The organism is Microbacterium aerolatum (genome assembly GCF_007988825.1).
Classification (GTDB): Bacteria; Actinomycetota; Actinomycetes; order Actinomycetales; family Microbacteriaceae; genus Microbacterium; species Microbacterium aerolatum.
Genome location: NZ_BJUW01000002.1, coordinates 288,104 through 313,281 on the forward strand (window position 1 = coordinate 288,104; position 25,178 = coordinate 313,281).

The 25,178-nt window shown below is 69.0% G+C and carries 22 protein-coding genes; 11 read left to right on the forward strand and 11 right to left on the reverse strand.

Going from position 1 to position 25,178, the window contains the following annotated elements; translation table 11 throughout:
* Positions 1-30 precede the first annotated feature (30 nt).
* Positions 31-2,085 carry an acyl-CoA dehydrogenase family protein gene (locus MAE01_RS03535; protein ID WP_147038158.1) on the reverse strand — a complete coding sequence of 685 codons (2,055 nt, stop codon included), beginning with the start codon at positions 2,083-2,085 and terminating at the stop codon, positions 31-33.
* A 265-nt stretch (positions 2,086-2,350) separates the two neighbouring features.
* Here MAE01_RS03535 and MAE01_RS03540 point away from each other — a divergent pair, with 265 nt between their 5' ends.
* Positions 2,351-2,767 carry an OsmC family protein gene (locus MAE01_RS03540; protein WP_147038159.1) on the forward strand — a complete coding sequence of 139 codons (417 nt, stop codon included), beginning with the start codon at positions 2,351-2,353 and terminating at the stop codon, positions 2,765-2,767.
* On the opposite strand, the gene MAE01_RS03545 is transcribed toward MAE01_RS03540, so the two are convergent.
* On the reverse strand, positions 2,760-3,638 hold the full coding sequence (locus tag MAE01_RS03545; RefSeq protein WP_147038160.1) for an SDR family NAD(P)-dependent oxidoreductase: 879 nt from the start codon (positions 3,636-3,638) through the stop codon (positions 2,760-2,762). The two genes, MAE01_RS03540 and MAE01_RS03545, sit on opposite strands and share 8 nt — an antisense overlap.
* A 1-nt stretch (position 3,639) precedes the next feature.
* Entirely contained in the window at positions 3,640-5,685 is a 2,046-nt protein-coding gene (recQ, locus tag MAE01_RS03550) for a DNA helicase RecQ (protein WP_147038161.1), read from the reverse strand.
* Positions 5,686-5,753: 68 nt separating this feature from the next.
* Between recQ and MAE01_RS03555 the strand changes: the two genes are divergently transcribed.
* Positions 5,754-6,080: a GNAT family N-acetyltransferase gene (locus MAE01_RS03555; protein WP_147038162.1), complete on the forward strand. Its 327-nt coding sequence runs from the start codon at positions 5,754-5,756 to the stop codon at positions 6,078-6,080.
* Positions 6,077-7,015, forward strand: a complete 939-nt coding sequence (locus MAE01_RS03560) for a pirin family protein (RefSeq protein ID WP_147038163.1) — start codon at positions 6,077-6,079, stop codon at positions 7,013-7,015. Before MAE01_RS03555 ends, MAE01_RS03560 begins: the two co-directional genes overlap by 4 nt.
* A gap of 64 nt (positions 7,016-7,079) precedes the next feature.
* Here MAE01_RS03560 and MAE01_RS03565 read toward each other — a convergent pair whose 3' ends face one another.
* Positions 7,080-10,124, reverse strand: coding sequence for a S8 family peptidase (locus MAE01_RS03565; RefSeq protein WP_147038164.1), 3,045 nt, complete (start codon positions 10,122-10,124; stop codon positions 7,080-7,082).
* Between the two features lie 129 nt (positions 10,125-10,253).
* Positions 10,254-10,622, reverse strand: a complete 369-nt coding sequence (locus MAE01_RS03570; protein ID WP_147038165.1) for a YciI family protein — start codon at positions 10,620-10,622, stop codon at positions 10,254-10,256.
* A gap of 188 nt (positions 10,623-10,810) precedes the next feature.
* On the opposite strand from MAE01_RS03570, the gene MAE01_RS16140 reads away from it, so the two are divergent.
* On the forward strand, positions 10,811-12,403 hold the full coding sequence (locus MAE01_RS16140) for an HNH endonuclease signature motif containing protein (RefSeq protein ID WP_147038166.1): 1,593 nt from the start codon (positions 10,811-10,813) through the stop codon (positions 12,401-12,403).
* 41 nt (positions 12,404-12,444) lie between these two features.
* On the opposite strand, the gene MAE01_RS16235 is transcribed toward MAE01_RS16140, so the two are convergent.
* A complete protein-coding gene (locus tag MAE01_RS16235) occupies positions 12,445-12,570 on the reverse strand; it encodes a hypothetical protein (RefSeq protein ID WP_267901836.1) in 126 nt (41 codons plus the stop codon).
* Positions 12,571-12,739: 169 nt separating this feature from the next.
* Here MAE01_RS16235 and MAE01_RS03580 point away from each other — a divergent pair, with 169 nt between their 5' ends.
* The 4 genes from MAE01_RS03580 (at position 12,740) to MAE01_RS03595 (ending at position 16,941) form a co-directional block, all read left to right on the forward strand.
* Positions 12,740-13,282: an ECF transporter S component gene (locus tag MAE01_RS03580; protein WP_147038167.1), complete on the forward strand. Its 543-nt coding sequence runs from the start codon at positions 12,740-12,742 to the stop codon at positions 13,280-13,282.
* 92 nt (positions 13,283-13,374) lie between these two features.
* A complete protein-coding gene (locus tag MAE01_RS03585; protein WP_147038168.1) occupies positions 13,375-15,210 on the forward strand; it encodes an ABC transporter ATP-binding protein in 1,836 nt (611 codons plus the stop codon).
* The gene (locus MAE01_RS03590; RefSeq protein WP_147038169.1) at positions 15,207-16,037 is read left to right on the forward strand and encodes an energy-coupling factor transporter transmembrane component T family protein; all 831 of its coding nucleotides are present in this window, start codon (positions 15,207-15,209) and stop codon (positions 16,035-16,037) included. Before MAE01_RS03585 ends, MAE01_RS03590 begins: the two co-directional genes overlap by 4 nt.
* 28 nt (positions 16,038-16,065) lie before the next feature.
* Entirely contained in the window at positions 16,066-16,941 is an 876-nt protein-coding gene (locus MAE01_RS03595) for a siderophore-interacting protein (protein WP_147038170.1), read from the forward strand.
* Positions 16,942-16,952: 11 nt separating this feature from the next.
* Here the strand turns inward: MAE01_RS03595 and MAE01_RS03600 are convergent, their stop codons facing one another.
* The 4 genes from MAE01_RS03600 to MAE01_RS03615 all read right to left on the reverse strand — a co-directional run bounded on the left by MAE01_RS03600 (position 16,953) and on the right by MAE01_RS03615 (position 19,834).
* Entirely contained in the window at positions 16,953-17,315 is a 363-nt protein-coding gene (locus MAE01_RS03600; RefSeq protein WP_229718241.1) for a type II toxin-antitoxin system PemK/MazF family toxin, read from the reverse strand.
* Positions 17,312-17,533: a ribbon-helix-helix domain-containing protein gene (locus tag MAE01_RS03605; RefSeq protein ID WP_147038171.1), complete on the reverse strand. Its 222-nt coding sequence runs from the start codon at positions 17,531-17,533 to the stop codon at positions 17,312-17,314. The genes MAE01_RS03600 and MAE01_RS03605 overlap by 4 nt, the downstream gene beginning before the upstream one ends.
* 63 nt (positions 17,534-17,596) lie before the next feature.
* Positions 17,597-18,760 (reverse strand): acyl-CoA dehydrogenase family protein, encoded by a 1,164-nt coding sequence (locus tag MAE01_RS03610; protein ID WP_147038172.1) that lies wholly within the window; start codon positions 18,758-18,760, stop codon positions 17,597-17,599.
* A 150-nt stretch (positions 18,761-18,910) separates the two neighbouring features.
* A complete protein-coding gene (locus tag MAE01_RS03615; RefSeq protein ID WP_147038173.1) occupies positions 18,911-19,834 on the reverse strand; it encodes a M15 family metallopeptidase in 924 nt (307 codons plus the stop codon).
* Between the two features lie 84 nt (positions 19,835-19,918).
* On the opposite strand from MAE01_RS03615, the gene MAE01_RS03620 reads away from it, so the two are divergent.
* Together MAE01_RS03620 and MAE01_RS03625 are read left to right on the forward strand one after the other, a co-directional pair.
* A complete protein-coding gene (locus tag MAE01_RS03620; RefSeq protein ID WP_147038174.1) occupies positions 19,919-20,968 on the forward strand; it encodes an Rv2578c family radical SAM protein in 1,050 nt (349 codons plus the stop codon).
* A gap of 39 nt (positions 20,969-21,007) precedes the next feature.
* On the forward strand, positions 21,008-21,547 hold the full coding sequence (locus MAE01_RS03625) for a YaeQ family protein (RefSeq protein WP_147038175.1): 540 nt from the start codon (positions 21,008-21,010) through the stop codon (positions 21,545-21,547).
* 73 nt (positions 21,548-21,620) lie between these two features.
* Here the strand turns inward: MAE01_RS03625 and MAE01_RS03630 are convergent, their stop codons facing one another.
* On the reverse strand, positions 21,621-23,909 hold the full coding sequence (locus tag MAE01_RS03630) for a DEAD/DEAH box helicase (RefSeq protein WP_147038176.1): 2,289 nt from the start codon (positions 23,907-23,909) through the stop codon (positions 21,621-21,623).
* A gap of 231 nt (positions 23,910-24,140) precedes the next feature.
* Between MAE01_RS03630 and MAE01_RS03635 the strand changes: the two genes are divergently transcribed.
* Positions 24,141-25,037: an aldose 1-epimerase family protein gene (locus MAE01_RS03635; protein WP_186806102.1), complete on the forward strand. Its 897-nt coding sequence runs from the start codon at positions 24,141-24,143 to the stop codon at positions 25,035-25,037.
* Positions 25,038-25,178: the final 141 nt, after the last annotated feature.

The window sequence follows — 25,178 nt, forward strand, 5'->3', positions numbered from 1 at the left end:
CGTGCAAAGCAATTCTCGGGTGGGGTGGGGCTACTTCTTCGCGGCCTTCTTCATCGCCTTCTCGGACAGCGGGGCCTCGCCGGATGCCGCGAGCGCGGCGTAGTACTCGCGGGCCTCATCCTGCCGCTGCTGCTCGGCACCGCTCGCGATGGGAGCGCGCACGTGCTCGGGCTCGTAGCCGAAGGCGTTCACGAGGTCGAGGGCGTGCGGGCGCAGCCGCAGGCACAGCCGGTCGATATAGCTCGAGACGGCGGCGGCGCGCTGCGTGGAAAGCCGGCCGTTGATGATGTGCCAGGCGAGGTGCTTCTCGATCAGCTGCAGGCCGAACAGGTCGCGCAGCCAGGTGAGCACCTTGCGGGTGTCCTCGTCGGGGATGCTGTTCACGGCATCCGTGAACGCTTCCCACTGCAGCAGCTCTCCGTGCGCCCTGGCAGCCTCGATGAGGTCGGCCTGGTTCTCGTTGAACAGCTTCTCGCCGAGCACCTTGTCCTTGCCGGCCGGGCGCAGGCGGCCGGCGATGTCGGCGACCATCTGCTGCACGCGGTCGGCGAGCAGCTCGTGCTGCTGCTCCGCGCGCAGGCCGTTCTCGACCGAACGGGCGACCTGCCCGAAGTCGGCGATGTTCTGACCGAAGCGGCGCAGGCCGGCGCCGTGGAACACCTTGCCTGCGGTCTGGCCGACGGCGTACTTGGCGAGCGCCGCGGCATCCTTGTCCTTGAACTGCTTCGCGAAGTCGGTGAGCAGGCGCTTGCCGACCAGCTGCAGCAGCACGTTGTTGTCGCCCTCGAACGTCGCGTAGATGTCGAGGTCCGCTCGGAGTCCGACCAGGCGGTTCTCGAACATGTAGCCGGCGCCGCCGCAGGCCTCGCGCGCCTCCTGCAGCGTGTCCAGCGCATGCCAGGTCGACAGCGGCTTGAGCGCCGCGGCGAGCGTCTCGAGGTCTTCGCGGTCGTTCGGGGTGTCGGTGCGCCCCGAGAAGACGCCGTCGAACTTCTGCAGGAACTCGTCGTGCGCGAAGATCTGCGCGTACGTGGTCGCCAGGCGCGGGAGCAGACGGCGCTGGTGCTTGCCGTAGTCGAGGAGCACGACCTCCTGCCCGTCGGCGCCGTCGAACTGGCGACGCTGCGTCGCGTAGGTGATCGCGATGTGCAGGCCGAGGGCCGATCCCCAGGATGCCGCGCCATCGAGGGACACGCGCCCCTGCACCAGGGTGCCGAGCATCGTGAAGAAGCGACGGCCGGGGCTGTCGATCGGGCTGGTGTAGTTGCCGTCCGCGTTGACGTCGCCGTACTTGTTCAGCAGGTTGGTGCGCGGAATGCGCACGTGGTCGAAGGAGAGCCGGCCGTTGTCGATGCCGTTGAGCCCACCCTTGAGGCCGTCGTCCTCGCGGCCGATGCCGGGCAGGTCGTTGCCGTCCTCTCCGCGCAGCGGGACGTAGAAGCAGTGCACGCCGTGGTTGACGCCGTTGGTGATGAGTTGCGCGAAGACCGTGGCGGCGATGCCATGCAGGGCGGCGTTGCCGAGGTACTCCTTGGTGGCGCCGCGGAACGGCGTGTGGATGACGAACTCGTCGGTCTCGGGGTCGTAGGTCGCGGTCGTGCCGGCAGCAGCGACGTCGGATCCGTGGCCGATCTCCGTCATCGCGAATGCGCCGGGAATCGAGAGGTCCATGACTCCGGGCAGCCACTTGCGGTGGTGCTCGGCGGTGCCGAGCTGGTGGATCGCCGAGCCGAACAGGCCCCACTGCACGCCGGCCTTGATCTGCAGACTCGGGTCGGCCGCGACGAGCTCCTCGAAGCCGGAGATGTTGGCGCCGTTGTTCTCCTCGCCCCCGAACTCCTTCGGGAAGGCACGGTGCACGGACTTGTTCTCGACCAGGAGGTGCAGTTGGCTGAGCACGCGTTCGCGGTGCTCGTCCTTGCCGAGTTCGTCGATGCGCCAGAACGCGGAGTCCTTGATCATCTCGCGTGCGGTGCGGCGGGTGTCGGCCCAGGTGCCCAGCAGCAGGTCGTTCACGCGCTCGACGTCGATGCGCGGGTTGTTGTCTTCGATGGACCGCGAAGTGCGGACGGCGGCGTCGACCATGGTGTTTCCCCTCAGAGAGAAGTAAGGATGCTTCAACCGTAGGAGTCCTCCAACGCGCAGCAAAGCTCCCTGTGCGATCCCTCCAACGCGGTCGGCGCCTGAGGCGCGGCCCCGTTGTCGCGAGCCGACAGGTCGCGGCCCTCGCGGGCGCGCCGGGCCCATGCTGTATCGATCGTGTCGGCTACGGCTCGCGACACCCGACGCTTTCGATACAGCATCCGAGCGGGCGGCCCGCGAACGCGCCGGGGGACGCGAAGATGGGGGGATGAGCGAGAAGTACCGGACCGAGGCGAGCAACGGCGACGGCGGCGCAGGCATCAGCAGCGTCACGGGCGGACTTAGCGTCGCGGTCGCGTCGCCGCTGAACCCCGACCGCGATCCTGCCGCCAGCAACCCGGAGCAGCTGCTGGCGCTGGCCTGGGCGACCTGCCTGAACGCCACGGCACGCGTCTTCGTCGACCGCGAGCGCCGCAGCGCCGTGCGCGTCGAGGTCGAACTGCACGATGCGGCCGAAGGCCCCGGCTACGAGTTCCACGTCGACGCCTATCTGTCTGTCGAGGGCGCCGACAATGCCGAAACCGAGCGGGTGCTCGCGCAGGCGCACGCCCGCTGCCCCGTTTCGAAGCTGCTGAAGGACGCCGCGACCGTTCGCGTGCATGTGGAGGAGTACGCCGTCAGCTGAGCAGCCGGTCCACCTCGCGCCATACCCGGGCGGCGGCGTCGGCATCCAGGAACCGGCGGAACGGCGCGCGCGGCACCGGCGCACCCCACAGTCCGAACGGACCGGAGGGCGCGAACATCACCGGTGCATCCGCCTCGGACGTCGCGGCGTCGAACGCGGTCTGCGCAGCGGTCGCCGGAGCATTCCCCACTCGGTGCACGGCCCAGTTCACGAGGTCCTGGGGCAGCAGCGCCCGCACGGGTGCGGCGATCGCGGTGCCGGGGACGACACCGGGATGGCTGAGGTTCACCGTGATCCGGCCGCTCCGCCGCGCGAGTTCCAGACCGAACAGGCTGAGCGCGAGCTTCGACGCCGCGTAGGCGCGGTACGGGCTGTACCGCCGCGCTCCGTTCAGATCGTTCCAGTCGATTCGCGCACGCGCCGCGGCGATGCTGGTCTGCACCACGACGCGCGCGCGTGATCGCTCGAGCAGCGGCAGGATGCCGCGGATCAGAGCCGCGTGCCCGAGGAAGTTCGTCTGGAAGTGGAGCTCGAAGCCGTCGGCGGTGAGATGACGCCGCCGGTCGCCGAGCAGCACCACCCCGGCGTTGAGCACGCAGATGTCGATGGCCGCTTCCTCGCGGAGGCCCGCAGTCAGGGCGTCGACGGAATCGAGGCGCGCCAGGTCGAGGTCGTGCAGCACGATGCGAGCATCGCGCACTGTCTCGCGGATGCGCTCGATCGCCGCTTCGCCCTTCGCGCGGTTGCGCACAGGCATGATCACGTCGGCCCCGGCATCCGCCAGCATCCGCACGATCTCGAGGCCGACACCGTCGCTGCCGCCAGTGACCAGCGCCGTGCTCCCGGCGAGGCGCGCACGGGAGGCAGTCATTTCAGTTCGCCGCGATCACCGCGAGCACGGCATCGCCGTACGCCTCGCGCTTCTTCTCGCCGATGCCGGTGATGCCGTCGAGATCGCCCTGGGATGCCGGACGGATCTCGGCGAGCGCCCGCAGGGTCGCATCGCCGAACACGATGTACGCCGGCTTGCCGATCTCCCTCGCGGTCTCGGCACGCCAGACCCTCAGCGCCTCGAACAGCGAACGGTCGCCCTCGGCCACGGCATCCGACGCCGCCGACGTCTTGCGTGCGCGGCCACCGCCGGCCCGGCCCCCACCCGTTCGACCCATCGTGTCCTTGCGCAGCGGGACCGCCATCTCGCCCTTCAGCACGCCGGTCGCCGCCTCACCGGGCGCGAGCGTGCCGTAGTCGCCCTGGGCCACGAGGATGCCGCGGGCGAGCAGCTGCCGCACGACGCTGCGCCAGTCCTGGTCGGACAGGTCGGCTCCGATGCCGTAGGTGGCGAGGCCGTCGTGCTTCTGCTGGCGGATGCGGTCGTTCGAGGATCCGCGCAGGATGTCGATCAGGTGCCCGGCGCCGAACGCCTGATTCCTCTCACGCTTCAGCCGGACGATCGTGGAGAGCAGCTTCTGCGCCGGCACCAGACCGTCGAACGTGTCGGGCTTCTCGAGGCAGGTGTCGCAGTTGCCGCAGGCCCCGGATTCCTGACCGAAGTAGTTCAGCAGGTTCTGCCGACGGCACTCGACCGTCTCGCACAGCGCGAGCATGGCGTCGAGGTGCTGCCCCATCCGCATCTTGAACGTGCGGTCGCCCGGCGACTGGTCGATCATGCGACGCTGCTGCACGACGTCGCCCAGACCGTATGCCATCCAGGCCACGCTCGGTTCGCCGTCGCGGCCGGCGCGACCGGTCTCCTGGTAGTAGCCCTCGACGGACTTCGGCAGGTCGATGTGCGCGACGAAGCGGACGTCGGGCTTGTCGATGCCCATGCCGAACGCGATCGTGGCGACCATCACGACGCCGTCCTCGCGCAGGAACCGCGACTGGTTCGCGGCGCGCACCTCGGCGGGGAGGCCCGCGTGGTACGGCAGGGCGTCGAGGCCCTGGGCGGCGAGGTAGGTCGCAGTCTGCTCGACGGATTTGCGGCTGAGCGCGTAGACGATGCCGGCGGCACCCTCGGGCATCGAACGGACGAAGGAGACCAGCTGCTTGCGCGGGTCGACCTTGGGCACGATCCGGTACTGGATGTTCGGGCGGTCGAAGCTCGCGACGTAGTGCGCGGCGTCGTCGAGGTGCAGGCGCTCGGTGAGTTCCTGGTGCGTGGCGCGAGTGGCCGTGGCCGTGAGGGCCATCCGCGGGACGCCGGGGAACCGTTCGCCGAGGTCGCCGAGCGCGAGGTAGTCGGGGCGGAAATCGTGGCCCCACTGCGACACGCAGTGGGCCTCGTCGATGGCGATGACGCTGAGGACGCCGCGCTGCAGGAGGCGCGTGGTCGCCGGCGACGACAGCCGCTCGGGTGCGACGTAGATGAGGTCGAGCTCGCCGGCGAGGTACGCGCGCTCCACCTCGGCGCGCTCGCTCGCGGCCTGGGTCGAGTTCAGGTACGCCGCGTTCACGCCGTTCGCGCGCAGCGCGTCGACCTGGTCGTGCATGAGCGCGATGAGCGGGCTGATCACGAGGCCGGTGCCCTCGCGCACGAGCGCGGGCACCTGATAGGTGATGCTCTTTCCGCCACCGGTCGGCATCAGGACCACGGCATCCCCGCCGCCGATCACCTGCTCGACGATCGCCGCCTGGTCGCCGCGGAAGGCGTCGTATCCGAAGACGGTGTGCAGCGCCTCGCCTGCGGTCGCGTAGCGGGACGGGGTCGCCTTCGGCGGGGCGGATGCCGGCGCCGCCGCACGCACGGGCGTCGAAGGCCCGTCGCCCCAGTCGAGGGGAGGCTCGTAGCCGGCGCCCTGCGGCTGCCAGTCCATCTCTTCGGGAGGGGGTGCGTCATCCCACGGCCCTTCGACAGGCTCAGGGGCCGTGAGATCCCAGGGCAGATCCTCGTACGGGTCACCAGGATTCTGCGGCATCCCTCCAGCGTAACGACCCGCGCCGACAACGAGCGTCGTAGGGTGTGGATGAGAGCAAGGGAGCAGCCATGACCGACGAGCCCACTGTCACCCGCAATGCCGAGAACTCGCGCTACGAGATCCATCTCGGCGACACCCTGGCCGGCTTCGCCGAGTACAAGGAGCGTCCCGGCGAGATGCTGTTCACGCACACCGAGGTCGACCCCGCATTCCAGGGGAAGGGTCTGGCACCGGTTCTCGCGGCTCAGGCGCTGGCGGACACCGTGGCATCGGGCGCCACGATCGTCCCCTACTGCCCGTACATCGCCCGCTACCTCAAGCGCAACGAGGTCGAGGGTGCGAACATCCGCTGGCCGCAGCTGCCGGACGACCCCGCCGGATCGAACGCGTCATGATCGGCGAGCGCAGCATCCTGCTCGAACCCCGCGAGGTGCCACTGGGTGGCGTGCGCGGCATGAGCGTGCTGCGCACCCTGCCCAACCGCGACATCCCGACGGTCGGCGCGTGGTGCTTCCTGGACCGGTTCGGTCCCGACGAGGTGCGCATGCGGGTGGAGCCGCACCCGCACATCGGCCTGCAGACCGTCACCTGGCCGCTGGTCGGCGAGCAGCGGCACCGCGACTCGGAGGGCAGCGACGTCACTCTCAGGCGCGGGCAGCTGAACCTCATGACCGCGGGCGACGGCATCTCTCACTCGGAGTATTCGGTCGGCGACGGGCCCGTCCCGCTGGATGCGCTGCAGTTCTGGGTCGTGCTGCCCGAGTCGGCTCGGCGCGGAGCACCGGGCTTCGAGCAGCACACGTCGCTGCCTTCCGTGATGCTGCCCGCAGATTCCGGATCGGATGCCGACGCCACAGTGGTGCTGGGCGAGTTCGCGGGAGTCCGCTCCCCCGCGACCGTGCACACCCCGATCGTCGGCGCGGAGATCGCGCTCGCGGCCGGGAGTCGCGTGACCCTGCCGTTCGATCCCGCGTGGGAGCATGCCATCGTGTTGGTCGAGGGCGACGTGACGGTGTCGGTTGCGGGCGACGACCGGATGCTCGCGCAGAACGACATGCTCTACCTCGGCGATTCCCGCACCTCGGTGACGGTGTCGAGCACGGACGGTGCGCTCGTGTTCGTGCTCGGCGGCGAGCCGTTCGAGGAGGACCTCGTGATGTGGTGGAACTTCGCCGCCCGCACGCACGACGAGATCGCGCAGGCACGTTCGGACTGGGAGGGTGCCGCGGCATCCGCTCGTTTCGGCACCGTCGTGAATCACGGCGACGAGCGCATCCCGGCGCCCGAGCTGCCGCACGTCACCCTGAAGTCACGGCACCGCCGGATCTGACGGGGTACCGCCTCGCGGGTGACGGACGCCCCGAGAACTCGAGACGCCCGTCACCCGGCTGCGGTTACTCCGCGTCGACCGTGACGATCGTCCGCACGGCGGAGTCGCCGTACTGCACGACTCCGAGGTAGCGCGTGCCCGCCGTGAGCCCGCTCCAGCTGAGCTCGTAACCGGTCGCCTGCCCCTGCGTCGCCGCGATCGGGTTCGGCGTCGCGGTGAACGCGCCCTCACCCGACGGTGCGACGTTGGCGTAGGTCATGTCCCACGTCATCGGGGCCGTCGTGGAGTACACGTTCGCGACGACCAGGTACGTCCCCGCGGTCGGCGTCGGGAGCGTGACCCGCTCATCGGCGGATGCCGTCGCCGACTGCCACACCTCGTAGTAGCGCAGGTCGTCCGGCGCCACCACGCGGTACACGGTGAGGTCGAGGTCGCTGCCCTCGTCGTCAGAGGAGTCGAGGTCGAAGCGGGACAGCGCCGTGCCCTCCGGCACGTCGACGATCCACGAGACGTCCTTGTTCGCGTCACCGGAGTTCTCGTCGCCCGAGTGCCCCTCGACCGGGTGGTCGGAGTCCGTGAGCAGCTCGAACGGCGTGAGCCCTGCGAGGTTCAGCGGCAGCTCGCCGTCGATGCCCGGCGTGATCTCCACGGTGGTCGAACCGTCGACCCCTGCGCCCTCGACCTCGGCGGGCGCGTCGGCGGTCACGGGGAACACCGCGATCGGCGTTCGCACCGAGTTCTTCTTGCTCGTCCAGGTCAGCGAGCCGGTGGCCCACTGTTCGACGGGAGCGCTCTCGTTGTCGAACGTCACGGTGTACGTCGCCGTCTCGCCGGCTCCGCCGAACGTCAGGGTCGATGGCTCGACGCTCACACCGACTCCAGGCAAGTCGGCGTGCGCCGTGAAGGTGCCCGCCTCGGTGGAGGTCACCGTGCGGGTGACGGACTGTGCGCTGGCCAGCTTGCCGATCGAGATCGACGCGAGGTTCAGGTCGCTGCCGTCGATCGGCTCGACGCCGTCGAACTCCGCCAGCCCCTTGCCCTCGAGGAACGCCGCCCAGTCGGCGACGCCGTTGAGATACAGCAGACCCGGGTCGAAGAATCGCGTCGGATCCACCTGACCTGCACCCTGCTGGAACGGGTCGGTGTTCTTCGAGCCGTCGGCGTTCACGGTGTCGTAAGCGGTGGTCATCATCGCCGACTTCACCTCGCCCGGCGTCGCGGTCGGACGCTCGCCGAGGTACAGCGCGCCGAGACCGGCGATGTGCGGCGCCGCCATCGATGTGCCGGAGAGGATGCCGAAGGTCGGCTTGTCCTTGCGCGCGTTGTTGGTCGCGGCGAGGATCGCGACTCCTGGAGCTGCGATGTCCGGCTTCATGACATCGCTGCCGTCAGCCTGCATGGGTCCACGGCTCGAGAAGCCGGCGATCTGCGGAACCGGGGTCACCTCGCCGGTGGTGTTCTCGCCGGTCAGCGTGATGGGGCGATCGACTCCGCCCTGCACATACGCGAGCACGGCCTCGCGATGCGCGGCCGCGAGATGGACGGTCGGCACGACATGAAAGTCGTTGTCCAGCGAGTCGGAGCCGCCGGGCACGTTGACGAGCACCATGCCGACGCCGCCGGCGTCCTTCACGACCTGCGATTTCTCGGCGCGGGCGTTGCTGCCCCGGTCGCAGACGACGATATGCCCGGCGGCCTTCGCCGGGTCCAGCGTGTCCGGCAGGCAGAGCTGCGCGTCCGCCGCGCCGGCGGCCGCCGCATCACCCGCATAGATCGACGGCTCGGTGATCGTCTTCCCGAACGGCACCGAGACGGATGCTCCGGCCTGCGCGAACCCGTCGAAGCTGACGGTCCCCTCCCAGGTCGGGATCGTGGATGCCGCGACCGTGGTGTACCAGGGCGACGCGTGATCGGCGGTGACGGCATCCGGTCCGGCATTGCCGGCACTCACCGAGACGAACACGCCCGCCGCCGCGGCATTCAGGAACGCGATGTCGTCCGGCTGCAGCACGGACGTCGCCGCGCCCCCGCCGATCGAGTAGTTGATCACGTCGACGCCGTCGGCGACCGCCTGATCGATCGCGGCGATGAGGTCGCTGAGCGCGCAGATGTCGTCGTCGGTGACAGCCGGGTCGGGTCCGACGTAGCAGGCCTTGTAGGCTGCGACCTTGGCTGCGGGCGCGACGCCGGAGATCTTCCCCAGCTTGACTCCCCCGACCGTCGCCTTGACGCCGAACTCACCGGCAGCCGTGCTCGCGGTGTGCGAGCCGTGCCCGTCGCCATCGCGCGGGGACAGGTAGTCGTACTGGAAGTCGAACCCGGCCGCCGCCGCACCCGTCGAGAAGTACTGGGCGCCGATCAGCTTGGTCGTGTAGTCGTGCTTGTCCCAGTCCTGGCCCTCGACGATGGCGCTGCGGAACTGCGTGCCGTCCGACTTGTCGAAGTAGACGTAGGACCCGTCGCTGTACGGCTCGCCCCTGTCCTGCTTCGGCTTCTTCTGCTTCTTCAGCTTCTTGCCGTCGAACGCAGGATGCTCCGGCGCGATGCCGGTGTCGATGACGCCGACCACGACGCCCTCGCCGGCGTGCTTCACGCCACCGGTCGCCTCCCACACGCCGCCCTTGCCCTTGGCGTCGTCGCCGAGCCCGAGGAAGTCGGTGGAGGACTGTGCGTCGGGGTGCCGGATCTCGTCGGGGAAGACGCCGAGGACGTCCTTGGACGCGCGGAGCGCGTCGACCTGATCGCCGGTGAGGTCTGCGCTGAAGCCGTTGAGAGTCACCTGATACGCGACGTCAGGGGTGACGCCTTCGGATGTCGCGAGCTTGCGCTGCTCGTTCTCCAGGTGCGCGATGTACTTCTGCGAGTCCGCGGAGTGCGCGTCGAGCGACTTGCCCGGGTTCGGCTTCGTGCGGCGGAGACCGTTCGTGTCGCCCTCGTACGTGGCCAGCGGATCGGCCTTCATGACGACGATGTAATGCCCTGGCGTCCCCTCGACGGGTGTCGGATGTGTCACCCCCTCGACGCCTGCGTAGCTCGCGGTTGCCGAGGTTCCGATGACGAGTGCGGCGAGTGTGATGCCGACCGTCAACCGGAGGGGTGATCGACCCATTTGTCTGCTCCGATGGTTGTGATGCGCGGCCTCGTCGCCGCACAGTCGATCAACCTAATGCGCGATCACGGGGCGCACCATTGGACGAATCGCCAGACGGTCTGCGATATTCGGCGAGGCGTCGGCGCCTCAGGCAGGCCGGGCCGGGGACTCGGTCTCGACGACGCCCCCGCTGTGCACCAGTCGCACCTCCACACCGCCGGCACCCCGGATCGCCGGATTCGTGCGGGCGATGGCCAGCGCGCTGTCCCAGTCCTCGGCTTCCAGGATGTACACGCCCGCGACGACCTGGTCGGTGTCGACGAAAGGCCCAGCCGTGACTCCTTCGGCGCGAATCGAGCGCGCCAGGTCTCGGGGCGTGAACGCCCAGACGGCGGTCATCACGCCGGCGGCCGTGAGTTCGTCGCCGTGTCCGTTGGGCTCGGCCAGGTCCTCCTCAGTGGCGTCGAGCGCGTGGGCTGAGTCGCCGGTATAGATCAGAACTGCGAACTGCGGCATCGATTCATCCGTTCCAGAGCAAAGGCGGTCACGACATTGTGTCGCGTCCCGCGTGATGGCACCAGCAGAACCGGCTGAGAGCGCTACGAGACGCGCACGACCAGATATCACCTCTGATCGGCGAAATTCCTCGCGAGAATCTTGACCAACCTCTTGTTGCAATCGAATCTTTGTTCTATACTGGGCGTATGGTAACGCTCAGCCCAGAGATTCAAGCACTCGAGGATTCCCTCGTGTTTCAGGGCGAGCTGCTCGACGAATGGGTCGATGTCGGCGCGAGGATCGGTGCGCTGGAGGCGGAGCGCGTGGAGCTGCTTGCGACGCGCCTCGATCTGCTGGCGCGGGAGCGCCTGTCGGGTGATGAGATCGCGTTCCGGTCGATGTGCGCCGAGTACGCGGCCGCCGGCCACGTATCGCCGTCGACTTTCGCCGCGCACATCTCGGCGGCGTGGATGCTGGCACGCACGCTCCCTGCGACCTTCGAGGCGCTCGCGTCGGGGACGATCAGCAAGCGTCACGCCGATGTCATCGTCGCCGAGGCGCCGAACGTTTCCGGGCACGGTGAGGCCGCGCACATCCGCGCCGAGTACGAGAACCGAGTGGTCCCCTTCGCGCAGCGCGAGACCGCGGCCCGGACCCGTACCGCCGCCCGCGAGATCGCCACCGCGGTGTTCCCCGAGAGCACGGCAGAGCAGCACCGCCGGGCGCGAGGGGAACGAGCAGTGACCGTCAAGCCCGACGGCGACGGCATGGCCGTTCTCACCGCGATCCTTCCCGAGGTACTCGCCTGCGCCATCCACGACCGGCTGACGCAGATGGGCAACGACGTCATCCAGGCCCGCCCGCAGGGTCAGCGCCGCCCGCGTCGCTCCACTCTCGAGAAGGTGCGCGCCGAGCGCGAGAACGCCATCGCTCGGCAAGAGCCCTCCGACCCGGCGCCGCCGACGGCGCTCGAAGACGAGTTCGTGCAGGCGCTCGAGCGCGAGTTCGACGAAGTGCCTCCGTGGGAGACCCACGATGACGACGTGGTCAGCGCAGATCTCGCGGAGGGCGCACCTGTCGTCGATCACGAGGCTGCAGCGACGGAGCACATCGACGAGCGCGACCTCGACGACCCCGACCTCACCGCATCAACGGAGAGCGGCCTGTTCCACGAGTCCACGCCGATGCACGACGGGTTCGGATCCATCGAACACGACACGCGCACTCTGGATCAGCTGCGCGCAGACATCTTCGCGGACATGCTCTTGACGACAACACCGACGAGCGTCACCGAGACAGCACTCGAGTCGGTGAAGGCCACGGTTCAGGTCACGATCTCCGCCGCAGATCTTGCGACAGGCGACGACCGCCTCGCCGAGCTCAACGGACACGGCCCGTTGGCCACCGGGGCCGCGCGAATCCTCGCGGGCCACGCGACGAGCTGGGATCGTGTCTTCCTCGATCCGCAGGGCATGGTCGTCCAGACCGACAACTACGTCCCGACGTCGGGAATGAAGCGTTTGCTGCGTGCCCGCGACCAGCACTGCCGATTCCCCGGCTGCCGCGCGCCCGCGCACCGGTGCCAGATCGACCACAACCACGATCACGCCAAGGGCGGGCCCACTGCCGTGAGCAACCTGGCCCTGTTCTGCACGAGTCATCATCCGCTCAAGCATCCCGACGTCGACGATCGAGACAGATGGACGGCGAGACAGCTCGACGGCGGGGTGATCCTGTGGACGAGTCCGCTCGGACGCACCTACACCGATGAACCGCCGCTGCGCGTGATGTTCGCCTGACCAGAGCGACGGCGATCGCGTGATCCCCGCGCTCCGTGTGATCAGCGCTCCGGCGTGTGCAACCGGGCCAGGTAGCGGTCGACCCTCGTCGGGATGCCACGGGTGTCCAGCAGCGAGACGCTCACTGTCACCGCGGTCGCCAGCGGGATGGACGAAGGCGATGACATGGATGCTCCTTGTGTGCGCGTCATTGCGTTCGTTCACGCTACGAACTCCGCGGACGCCCCGCCGGGGTTCTGGGGGCGGATGCGACGAGCGGCGTCGTCGGGGCGACGAACGGTGTTTTCCCCGGTCGCGCGCCGATCCGCGCGCACACCGCGCCACTAGGCTGAAACGGTGCCGAAGAATCGTGTGCTGTCGACTCGCGTGCTGCTGACCTGCGCCGCTGTCGGAGTTGCGACGGGGCTGGTCTCGGCGGGTTGGGCAGGCCTGCACTTCGTCGCCGCGACCGGCGCCATTCCGCTCTACGGACTCGTCCTCGGCTTCCACGTACTGCCCGGCGTGATCGCTCAGCAGGTGCTTCGCGCACCGTGGGTCGCGCTCATCACGCACGCGATCTCGGCGCTCATCGGGCTCGCCTTCGTACCTGCGATGGCCGGGCGATATCTGCTCGCGGCAGCCGTGTTCGGCGGCGTGCAGGAGGGTGTCTCGGCGCTCACCCGCTACCGCCACTGGGAACCGTGGCGATTCCTGCTGTCCTCGGCGGTCACCGGAGTCGTGATCGCAGTGCCGCTGTGGTTCGCCTTCGACGTCGCGGGCCTTCCCGCCTGGAGCGCGACCGGCTTCGGGGTGCTGTTCGTGATCGGTCCGGTGGCGTGGACGGTGGTCGGTCTGGCCATCGGAAACGCGCTTCGCCGGGCGGGCGTCATCCGCGTCTGACGCCACACCATATGCGCGTCAGGTAAGGCTCAGCTAACCTGGATCGATACCGATTCATGGGAGCCCGCTCCCCGAGCCCGTGAAGGACTGCCGTGCGCGCATCCGCGCCCCTGCTCAGCGTGCGTGACCTCTCGCTCACACACGCCGGTGCCGCGCAGCCGTCGCCCCGGGATGTGAGTTTCGACGTGCGCCCGGGCGAGGTCGTGCTCGTGCTGGGGCCGAGCGGATCCGGCAAGTCAACGCTGACACTGGCCTTGAACGGACTCATCCCGCAGTCGGTTCCGGCCGACGTCGCGGGAGCGGTCGAGGTGAACGGCCGCGACACCGTGGAGACACCAGTCGCGCAGCTCAGCTCCGACGTGGCGATGGTGTTCCAGGATCCCGACGCGCAGCTGGTCACCGGCACCGTCCTCGACGAGGTCGCCTTCGCACTCGAGAATCTGCTGCTGCCCGTCACCGAGGTGCTCTCGCGGACCGAGCAGGCGCTGCGCCGGGTGGGGCTGTGGGAGCGACGCAGCTGGAACCCCGATCGGCTTTCCGGCGGCGGACGACAGCGCCTCGCGATCGCCTGCGCCATCGCGATGGGATCGCCCCTCATCGTGCTCGACGAGCCGACCGCGAACCTCGACCCGCAGGGCATCGACGACGTCTACGACGCGCTGACCGATCTCGTGGCATCCGGCGATCGTGCCGTCATCCTCGTCGAGCACAACCTGGATGCCGCGATGCGCTTCGCGACCCGCGCGATCGTCCTGGATCAGCAGGGCCGGCTCGTCTTCGACGGCCCCGCCGACGAGGTGCTGCGCGGGCACACCGACGAGCTCATCGCCATGGGCGTGTGGCTGCCGGCCGCGACGCTCGCAGGACGGATGCTGCGTGATCGCGGCATCCTGCCGGAGGACGTGCCGCTTCCACTGACGCCGGAGGAGCTGGCGGCTGCGCTGCCGGAGGAGAGGCTTCGACTCGCTTCGCTCGCTCACCCCGTTTCGTCTTCGACGGCTTCGCCGCCTTCGCTCAACGACCCGCAACAGAACCCTTCCGGCGAGCTCAATGTCCCGCAGGATGAGGCCACGTACCGCTCCCATCGCGGGGCGTTGAGCGAGCGGAGCGAGACGAAACGGGTTGAGCGAGCCGCAGGCGAGTCGAAACCGACCTCCAGCATCATCCGAGCCCGGAACCTCACAGTGAAGCGCGGACGCTCCGAGGTGCTGCACGGCATCGACCTCGACATCCCCACCGGCTCCCTCACCGCCATCGTCGGCGCGAACGGGGCGGGCAAGACCACGCTGATCCAGTCCCTCGCCGGAGTCGTGCCGCCCCCGAGGAACCAGGTCGCGATCGACGACCTCGATCCCGGCCGTGCGGCGCCACGCGATCTCGCCGCACGCATCGGCTTCGTGTTCCAGAACCCCGAGCACCAGTTCATCGCGCACACCGTCTTCGACGAGCTCGCGCACGGCCTGCGACTGCGAGGAACACCGGATGCCGAGATCGGCGAGCGCGTCGGCGAGATGCTGGCGCGGTTCGGGCTCGAGCACAAGGCCGAGGTGCACCCGTTCCTGCTCTCCGGCGGTGAGAAGCGGCGGCTGTCGGTGGGCACCGCTCTCATCACGCGCCCTCGCGTGCTGGCGCTCGACGAACCCACGTTCGGCCAGGACCGCGCCCGCGCCGACGAGCTGCTGCGCCTTCTCGAGGGCCTGCGGGACGAAGGGACGACGATCGTCATCGTCACCCATGATCTGCAGCTGGTCGCCGACCACACCACGCACACCGTCATCCTCTCCGACGGCCGCGTGCACGCATCGGGCGGCACTGCCGAATTGTTCGCGACCGATGGCCTGTTCGAGTCGGCCGGCCTCCGACTGCCGGCGCTGCACCGTGCGCTGAACCCCGAGTTGCGTGGCATCCTCACGGAGGCTGTCCGATGACCGAGATCACCTCCCCGACGGCCACGATCGATCCGTACGCGCCGGGTGCTCCGGCATCCCCGCGGCACTTCCTGAACCATCTGAATCCGCTGGCCAAGGTGGGCGCGGTCCTCCCGGCGATGGTGCTGCTCATCTTCGTGCGCGACATCGCGACGCCGCTGCTGTTCTTCGCCCTCTCATACGCGCTGCTCCTGATCGGGGCGCGGATCACCCCGCGCACGGCCGCGTTGCTGTTCCTCGCCGTGCCGCTCGGCGTGGTCATGATCGGATTCGGCTTCTCGATCTGGGTGGATGCCGGCGGCGTCGACGACACCGCACCCTTCCTGCAGATCGGCGGATGGACGCTGTTCACCGGAGCCGTGCAGATCGGCTTCGCCACGGCGCTGCGGCTGGCGGCCATCCTCGCGCTCGCGCTGATCGGCGGGCTCACGACGACGGGGCCGGATCTCGTGCGCGCCAGCATCCAGCAGCTGCATGTGCCGTACCGGATCGGGTACACGGCGCTTGCCGCCTACCGGTTCGTGCCCCGCTTCGGCTACGAGCTCAGTGTGATCCGCGCGGCGCACCGGGTGCGGGGCCACCACGGCGGTCGCGGACCGTTCGCGCGGCTCGCACGCGGATGGGGATACATCGTGCCGCTGCTCGCCGGCGCCATCCGGCACGCCGAGCGCGTGGCCCTGGCGATGGACGCCCGCGCCTTCGGCGCGCATCCGACCCGGACCGAACGTCATCTGGTACCGTTCCGCACCCGCGACACCGTGTTCATCGTGCTCTTCGTCGCGGCATCCGCCGTGGTCTTCAGCCTCACATTCCCCTGGCAGCTCTGACAGACCCGCACACCACGAAAGGCGACCGATGGCATTCAGCAAGCTGGTGAAACCCGCCACGTCCGAACTCGTCCCACTCGAAGTGCTGCGCACCGAGCGGCTCGCGCCGCACTGGATGCGCGTCACGCTCGGCGGCGGAGAGATCGAGAAGTTCCATCCGATGGGCTACGACCAGTGGTTCCGGCTGTTCATCCCGGTCGCCGGCGACGCCGGCCTCGAACGCGTGCCGGCGAAGGCGCACAAGCTGTTCGGATACCTGAAGTTCCTGCGGATCCCTGACGGCGAGCGCCCGGTGATGCGCAACTACACCGTGCGTGCATTCCGGCCCGCGACGCCAGAGCACGGGGCCGAGATCGACGTGGACTTCGTGCTGCACGGCTCGGCCTCGAACGGCACGGCGGGGCCGGCATCCCGCTGGGCGGAGACCTGCGCGCCGGGCGACCGGGTGCTCATCATCGATGAGGGCCTCACCTTCAATCCTGAGCGCGGCACCGACCGCGTGGTGCTGGTGGGTGACGAGACGGCGCTGCCCGCGATCGCCTCGATCTGCGCATCACTGCCGGCCACGGCATCCGGCAGCGCGATCATCGAGGTGCCGACCGAGGAGGACGCACTGGAGTTCGCGCACCCCGACGGCGTCTCAGTGCAGTGGCTCGTGCGCCCGAACGACGTCGAGCCGGGGGCGCTCGCGCTGGCCACGCTGCGCGGGCTGACGCTGCCGGATACCCCGTTCCACACCTACGCGGCAGGTGAGCAGGCGCTCGCCTCAGGTGTGCGCAAGCAGCTCGTCGGCGAGCGCGGCGTCGACAGGAACACCGTCAGCTTCTGCGGCTACTGGAAGATCGGCGCCGCATCGCCGACGTCGAAGACCGCGCGCGAGAACGCGGCGGAGCCGCTCGCGTAACGCAGCTGTGCTCACAGCGACAGATGAACGCGCAGTGCTTCATCGATCGCTCCCATGAGCTCGGCGGGAACCCAGCCGACCGGACGGATGACCCGTGTCACGGAGATCGTGCGGACCTGCTCGGCCTGAGCCTTCGAGTCCCGGTCGAGACCCGTCGCATCCGTGGGAAGCAGCACCTGAAACGGGAGAACTCGCGCGGTGTTCGATGTCACCGGCAGCACGGTGATCGTCGCCTGCGAGCTGCGTGCCGCCACGCTGTTGGCGGCGTTGTTGCTGACGACCACAGCGGGACGCGTCTTGCGGGCTTCAGATCCCACCGTCGGATCGAACGACACCAGGACGATCTGGCCGCGGCGCAGCAGGCTCATGCTCATGCCGACGCGAGCCCATCGCCCGCAGCGAGGTCCCAGTCGTCGTCGTAGCCCTCCGCGTATGCCTCGGCATAGGCATCCGCCAAGCGGCTCTCGCGCAGGAGGCGCACGGCGTCGTGAATCGCAGCCGAGCGCGACGGATAGCGTCCGCTCAACGCCTCAGTCTCGAGAAAAGCCAGATCCGCGTCGCTCAGGCTGAGACTGATCTTCGTGCTTCCCATACGGCGATGCTACTCCGGTAGCACCACTGGTGCCACCGCAGTGCAGGACGATTCGCTTGCGGGTCAGCGCTTGCCGGCGATCTGACGCGACACGATGTCGCGCATGATCTCGTTCGTGCCGCCGTAGATGCGGTGCACGCGGGCGTCGAGGAACGCGCGCGCGATCGGGTACTCGGTGATGTAGCCGTAGCCGCCGTGCAGCTGCACGCAGGTGTCGAGGATCTCCCACTCGCGGTCAGTGGTCCAGAACTTGACCTTGGCAGCCTCTTCGCCGGTGAGCTTCTTGTCCTTGTAGGCCAGCAGCGCCTTGTCGAGGTAGGCCCACATGACGTCGACGGTGGTGGCGACATCGGCCAGCTTGAACCGGGTGTTCTGGAAGTCGATGATGCGCTCGCCGAACGCCTCGCGGTCCTTCGTGTACGCGACGGTCCAGTTCAGGGCCGCCTGCGAGGCGGAGGCCGCGGCGATGCCGATCGACAGTCGCTCGAGCGGCAGGTTCATCATCAGCTGGATGAAGCCCTGGCCCTCCTTGCCGCTGATGAGATTCTCCTCGGGCACGAAGACGTCGCTGAACGACAGCTCAGCGGTGTCGTGGCCGTGCGAACCCATCTTGTTGAGCTTCTTGCCGTGGTCGAAGCCCTCCATGCCGTTCTCGATGATCACGAGGCTGAAGGCGTCGGGACGGTTGCCCTCGCCGGTCTTGACGAAGGTCACGACGATGTCGGCGGTCTTGCCGGAGGAGATGAACGTCTTGGCGCCGTTGACGATGTAGCCGCCGTCGGTCTTCTTCGCGGTCGTCTTGATGCCGCGAAGGTCGGATCCGGCACCGGGCTCGGTCATCGCCAGGGCGCCGAGGATCTCACCCGTGGCCATGCGGGGCAGCCACTTCTCCTTCTGCTCCTGCGTGCCCATGTGCACGAGGTAGGGGACGGCGAGGTCGTCCTGGATGCCGAAGGCTCCGGCGAGCGAGCCGGCTCCCGCCCCGATGACCTCTTCGTTGACGATCGCGCGGAACCGGTAGTCCTGCAGCATCCCGGCGCCGCCGAACTCTTCGGGGACGGAGAGCCCGATGACGCCGGCCTCGCCTGCGGCGCGCATCGTGTCGCGGTCGATCTCGCCGGCGGCATCCCACCGCTCGATGCTCTCGGTGCTCACGTGGCGCTTGACGAAGTCCTTGACCAGGTCGCGGAATGCCTCGTGGTCCTCGTCGTAGATGTCGCGTTCCATGCCGTCCTCCCGAACGTGTCTGGCGTCTTTGCTCCGGCGAGTCTATTGCGGAGGACGGATGCCGCGGCAGGGCATTGTGAGAATGCATCCCGTGATGCGTGAGACCGGGTTCCGCGTTTGTGGGAAGCCACAGATCGGGCTCTCGCGGGGTCAGTGCGCGTAGTCGGGGGCCGCCGGCAGACCGAAGAACTCCTCGAGCGTGTGGAATCCGCCCTCGTGGTACGCGCTCGCGAGCGCGGGGCCGACGTAGCGAAGGTGCCACGGCTCCGGCTCGTACCCTGTCGTACCGGTTGCGCCTGACTCGTACCGGACGATGAAACCGTGCTCCCAGGCGTGCTCGGAGACCCATTCGCTCTCGGGGGTTCCGCCGAACGCACCGATCGGGCCGCAACCGCCGCCGCACGCGACGACGTCGACCGCGAGTCCGGTCTGGTGCTCGCTGAACCCGGGACGCGCGGAGCCCAGTTCGGCCGCTTCCCGCCCCTGCGAGCTCACCTGTCCGACATAGTTCGAGACCTGCAGTTGATAGGAGCGATACGCGTTATTCATGCCGATCGTGCCGGCGCCCGACGCCTCGAGGGCCCCAGCCATCGCACCGAGAGCCGTCGCGGCATCCTCGCGGATCAGGTGCGACGGCGTCGTCATGCGGATCGGCCCCTCGATGAGACCTGCGGGCTCGAACTCGGCGGGCACGACCGCAGACGCCTTGTTCACCACCACCCATCGCCGCTCGGGATCGGCCAGCGATATGCAGGGGGCGTTGTCTGCGGCGACGGCATCCCGGAACGCCTCGCCCCCTCCGAAGGCCGCGATCACGGCCTCGTCGTCACCCGATGCCAGGGCGTCGGTCACCGCCGGCTCGGCGCACGGATCGACGGCATCCACGGTCGCGCGATCGACTCCGGGAAGCTGAGCGGCGACCATCGGCACCGGCGGTGCGACGTCGCCCGCCGGCAGCACGTCGGCCAGCGCCCACAGCGCACCGAGCGCAGTCACGGCCAGCCCGATCGGGAGAGCCACTGCCAGCACGCGAGGAGGGCGCGACGCGTGCCGAGGGTGCCTGGCGTCGCTCATGGTTCCATTCTCCCCCCTGCGCCTGATCGAACATAGTTCACAGTCGGCGTTGACTTAACCTCGATTCTTTGTTCGAATGAACGTATGCGATGGCAGGGACAGACGCTCGAAGACACGGATGCCGCCGCGCTCCCCGGCCTCGAGAATCGCACCGGGATCGTGCGCTCGGTTTCGACGCCGGAGTTCGCGGGCATGACGTTTCACGAGGTGCTGGCGAAATCGGCGCTCAATCACGTGCCCGGCGGATCGCGCATGCCGTTCAGCTGGACGATCAATCCGTACCGTGGATGCAGTCATGCCTGCCTCTATTGCTTCGCCCGCGGCACGCATCAGTACCTCGACCTCGACGGCGGCGGAGACTTCGACTCGCAGATCGTCGTGAAGACCAACGTCGCCGAGGTGCTGCGGCGAGAACTGCGGCGCGGCACCTGGCAGCACGAGACCGTGGCACTCGGCACGAACACCGATCCGTACCAGCGGGCCGAGGGGCGCTACCGGCTCATGCCCGACATCATCCGCACGCTCGCCGAGTCCGGCACGCCGTTCTCGATCCTCACCAAGGGCACGCTGATCCGCCGCGACATACCGCTGCTCGTCGACGCCGCCCGATTCGTGCCGATCGATGTGCAGATGTCGATCGCGATGTACGACGACGAGCTGCAGCGCTCGGTCGAACCGGGGACACCCTCGACCCAGGCTCGCCTCGACACAGTGCGCGCGCTGACGGACGCAGGTTTCCGTGTCGGCGTGTTCCTCATGCCGGTGCTGCCGCATCTGACCGACTCCGTCGCGCACATCGACCACGCGCTGCGACGCATCAGCGCCTCCGGCGCCGACCACGTCATCTACGGCGCGCTGCACCTGCGGGCCGGCGTGAAGCCCTGGTTCATGCAGTGGTTGGAGCGCGAGCATCCGGAGCTCGTGTCGTCGTACCGCGGGCTGTATCCCGGCACTGCCGCGGATGCGCCGAAGGCCTACCGGCAGTGGCTCGCGAAGCGCATCCGGCCGCTGATCCGCGCGCACGGGCTGGAGGCGCGGCACTCCGACGACGCGTACCCGTCGCGCACGCTCACGCGGCCCGCCGTGCTGACTCCCGCGGCACCGCAGCCGCAGCCTCAGCCGATGCTGTTCTGACAGCGGGCGGGAGGCCCGGCCACGCGTAGGCTCGAGACCATGGCAATCGGCTCGACGATCTACACGTTCACGGTGCAGCTGGCGGACATGGATCGCGGCGTCTACGACGACTTCACGCTCCGCGCGGCGCGGCATCCTTCCGAGACCGATGCCTACATGGTGACCCGGCTCCTCGCCTACTGCCTCGAGTACGCCGAGGGGATCGCCTTCGGCGAGGGCATCTCGTCCACCGAGGAGCCCGCGGTCGTCGTGCGCGACCTGACGGGCAGCATCACGGCGTGGGTGGAGGTCGGGGCGCCGGACGCGGAGCGCCTGCACCACGGCAGCCGGCTCGCCGACCGCGTCGCGGTCTACACGCATCGCGATCCCGCCAAGGTCACAGCCCCCTGGGCGGGAAAGCGCATCCACAACGTCGACGCCATCGAAGTGTTCAGCTTCGACCCCGGATTCGTCGATGACGCCGTTCGGCTGCTCGAGCGGCGCAGCACCGTTACCCTGACGGTCACCGAGGGGCAGCTGTACCTCGGTCTCAACGGCACGACGCTCAGCTCGGTAGTGCACGCACGGCCCGCCGTCTGACGAGACCGGGCAGCAGAAAGGGGGCCGAATCAGATTCCGGCCCCCTTGATCCGCAGGTTTCTGCGGAATGCGATTACGCGGTGAGCTCGGCCGCGCTCGGCATGCGGCCGGCGATCTCCTCGAGGAGGTCGTCGCCGAGGCGCGCCTGCTCGAACGGTGCGTCGATCTCGGCGCGGCCGAGCAGCTCCGACGTACGGCGCTGGCGCTGGCGCGTGATCAGCGTGACGACGCGACCGGTGCGGCCCGCGCGGCCGGTGCGGCCGGAGCGGTGCATGTACGTCTTGTACTCGTCGGGGGCGTCGGCCTGGATCACCAGGTCGATGTCGTCGACGTGGATGCCGCGGGCTGCGACGTCCGTCGCGACCAGCACGTTGACGCGGCCGGAGCTCATCTTCTGCAGGTTGCGCGTGCGCTTGGCCTGGTTGAGGTCGCCGTGCAGGGCGGCAGCCGGGATGCCGGCATCCTCGAACTGCTCCGCGAGCATCTCGGCGTAGGCGCGGGTGCGGGCGAAGACGAGCGTCTTGCCCTCACGGTCGACCAGCGTGTTCAGGATCTCCGCCTTGTCGCGGTGCTCGATCACGAGCACGCGGTGCTCGATCGTGCTGGAATCCTGGTCCTCACCGGCGACCTCGTAGACGGCGGGGTCCACGAGGAACTCCTCGACGAGGGCGGCGACCTCACGGTCGAGCGTCGCCGAGAACAGCAGCTTCTGGCTGCCCTCAGCCGTGTGGCGCAGGATGCGCTGCACTGGCTCGACGAAGCCGAGTTCGCACATGTGGTCGGCCTCGTCGAGCACCGCGATGCGGCAGTCCGACAGGTCGAGCTTGCCCTGGTTGATGAGATCTTCGATGCGGCCGGGGGTGCCGATCACGATGTCGACGCCCTTCTTGAGCGCACCGACCTGGCGGGCCTGCGGCACACCACCGTAGATCTGCGTGGTGAACAGGCCGACGCTGCGCGCGATGGGCTGGATCGTACGGTCGATCTGCAGCGCGAGCTCGCGGGTCGGGGCGAGGATGATCGCACGCGGGGAGCGCCCGAACTCGCGGCGCTTGCCGGCCTGCGACTTCAGCACGCTCTCGACGAGGGGAGCACCGAACGCGATGGTCTTGCCGGAGCCGGTGCGGCCACGGCCGAGCACGTCGCGCCCCTCGAGGATCGACGGGATCGTCGCGGCCTGGATCGGGAACGGCGAGGCCGCGCCCATGTTGCTCAGCGTCTCGACGATGTTCGAGCCGAGGCCGAGATCGGCGAACGAGGTGCCCTCGACCTCGGGAGCGGCGACGACCTTCGCCGCGAGCTTCTCGTGGACGACGTCCTCGGTCGGCTCGAACGGCTTCGCCGGGGAGGCGTTCCAGTCGCTGCGGTTCGGACGCTGCGCACGGTCATCGCGGCGCGGACGCTCGCTGCGCCGGTCGTCGTTGTACCGAGGACGGTCGTCACGGTTCGGACGCTCGTCGCGGTTGAAGCGCGGACGCTCGTCGCGATCGTTGTTGAACCGCGGGCGGTCGTCGCGGTTCGGGCGCTCGTCACGGCTCGGACGATCGTTGCGGTTCGACCGGTCATCGCGATTCGGACGCTCGTCGCGGTTGAAGCGCGGGCGCACAGCGCCGCGGTCGTTGCGGTCGTTGTTGTAACGGGGACGGTCGCCGCCGCGGTCGTTGTTGTAGCGGGGACGGTCGCCGCCACGGTCGTTGTTGTACCGAGGGCGATCTCCGCCGCGGTCGTTGTTGTACCGGGGGCGGTCTCCGCCGCGGTCGTTGTTGTACCGGGGGCGGTCTCCGCCACGGTCGTTGTTGTAACGCGGGCGCTCGCCGCCGCGGTCGTTGTCGTAACGGGGACGGTCGCCGCGATCGTTGTTGAAGCGAGGGCGGTCACCCTGGAAGCGGGGACGCTCGCCACCGCGCTCGTCACGGCGGGGACGGTCGTCGTAGCGACGCTCGCCAGAGGGGCGCTCGCTGTTGTAACGCGGGCGCTCGCCGTGCGAACCTCGCTCGTCACGGTGGTGCGGCGCCTCGCGACGGCCGGACTCCGCACGGCCGCGGATGCCGCGAGCCTCATCGCGACCTGCGCGCTCCTGGTCGCTCCAGCGACGCTTGGGCGCACCGGTCTCGGCCTCAGCCGGACGGTAACCGCGGTGGCTCGGGCTCTTGCTTCCGGGGCGGCGGTCGAAGCCGCGATCCGACGTGCGGGAGCGGTCCGACGAGAAGCCGCGCTCTCCGGCATCCGATCGCTCATCGCGACCGCCTGCGGAGCGGGATCCCGCGCCGGCGTGACGGTCGTGGAACGACGTCTTCTTCGCGAAGCGCGGCTCAAAGTTGCGGGACGGGCGACCGCCCTTGGGCTTGCCATTCTTGGGCATTGGTGTTTCCTGACTGTCTCTGACACGAGAACAGCGCCGCTCGCGCGCACAGAGATCAGCGCGCGGCAGACATACCCGGGCATTCGTCGGCCGGGGCCATTCATGTGATGGTTTATGAACCATCGGCCCCTGAGCTCACACTTACACAGAACCCGCGTACTCGCAGGTGCTCGAAGCCGACCCGGACAGTCTACCGGCGGCACCTGGGAAAGGCCCCCGTACGATGACCGGGTGACGACTCTCTCCCCCACCGGCACCCAGATCCACCTGACGCGCGGCGGCGTCACCGCCCAGATCGCGCAGGTGGGAGCATCGCTGCGCGGGCTCGCCGTCGGCGATGTCGACCTCATCTCCCGCTACCCCGAGGACGTGCCGACACCCTCGTGCTCCGGCGTCGTCCTCGCACCGTGGCCGAATCGCGTGCGTGACGGCGTCTGGCAGGATGCCGGCACCGAGCGCCGGCTCGCGATCACGGAGCCGAAGTTCAACAACGCCAGCCACGGGCTGCTGCGGTTCACGGCGTACGAGATCGAGCACACGGATGCCGCAGCCACCCTGCGCGCGACGATCCACCCGCAGACCGGCTACCCGTACGAGGTCGCCACGTCGGTTTCGTACACGCTGACGGATTCCGGCATCCAGGTCACGCACACGCTCATGAACCGGTCGGATGCCTCGGCGCCCGTCGCCCTCGGAACACACCCGTTCGTGACGATCGGAGACGCGGGTCCGCACGAACTCGTCCTGCGAGTACCGGCCTCGACACAGTTCGACACCGATGAGCGGATGCTGCCGACGGGAACGTCTCCGGCACCGGCGGCGCTGCGCGAGGGCGTGCGCCTCGGCGACATCGCACTCGACACCGGCTTCACCGATCTGAGCCGTGACGACGACGGTCTGGTGCGCCACACGCTGACCGCGCCGGACGGTCGCCGCGTCACGCTCTGGCAGGGCGAGGGGTTCGACTTCGTGCAGGTCTACACGACGACGGCGTATCCCGGGCAGGAGCTCGCGGTCGCGATCGAGCCCATGACAGCACCGGCGGACGCGCTCAACAGCGGTCTCGGCATCCGCCGTCTCGCGCCGGACGAGACCTGGGAAGTGTCCTGGGGTATCGAGCTCGGCTGAGGCTGGGCGGGGGTCGAGACGGGGTCGAAGGTTTCGACTGCAGACGCAGAACTGTTGTTGCGGGTCGTTGAGCGGAGCGGCCGCAGGCCGCGCAGACGAAACGGGGTGAGCGAGCCGAAGGCGAGTCGAAGCCTCACCTCC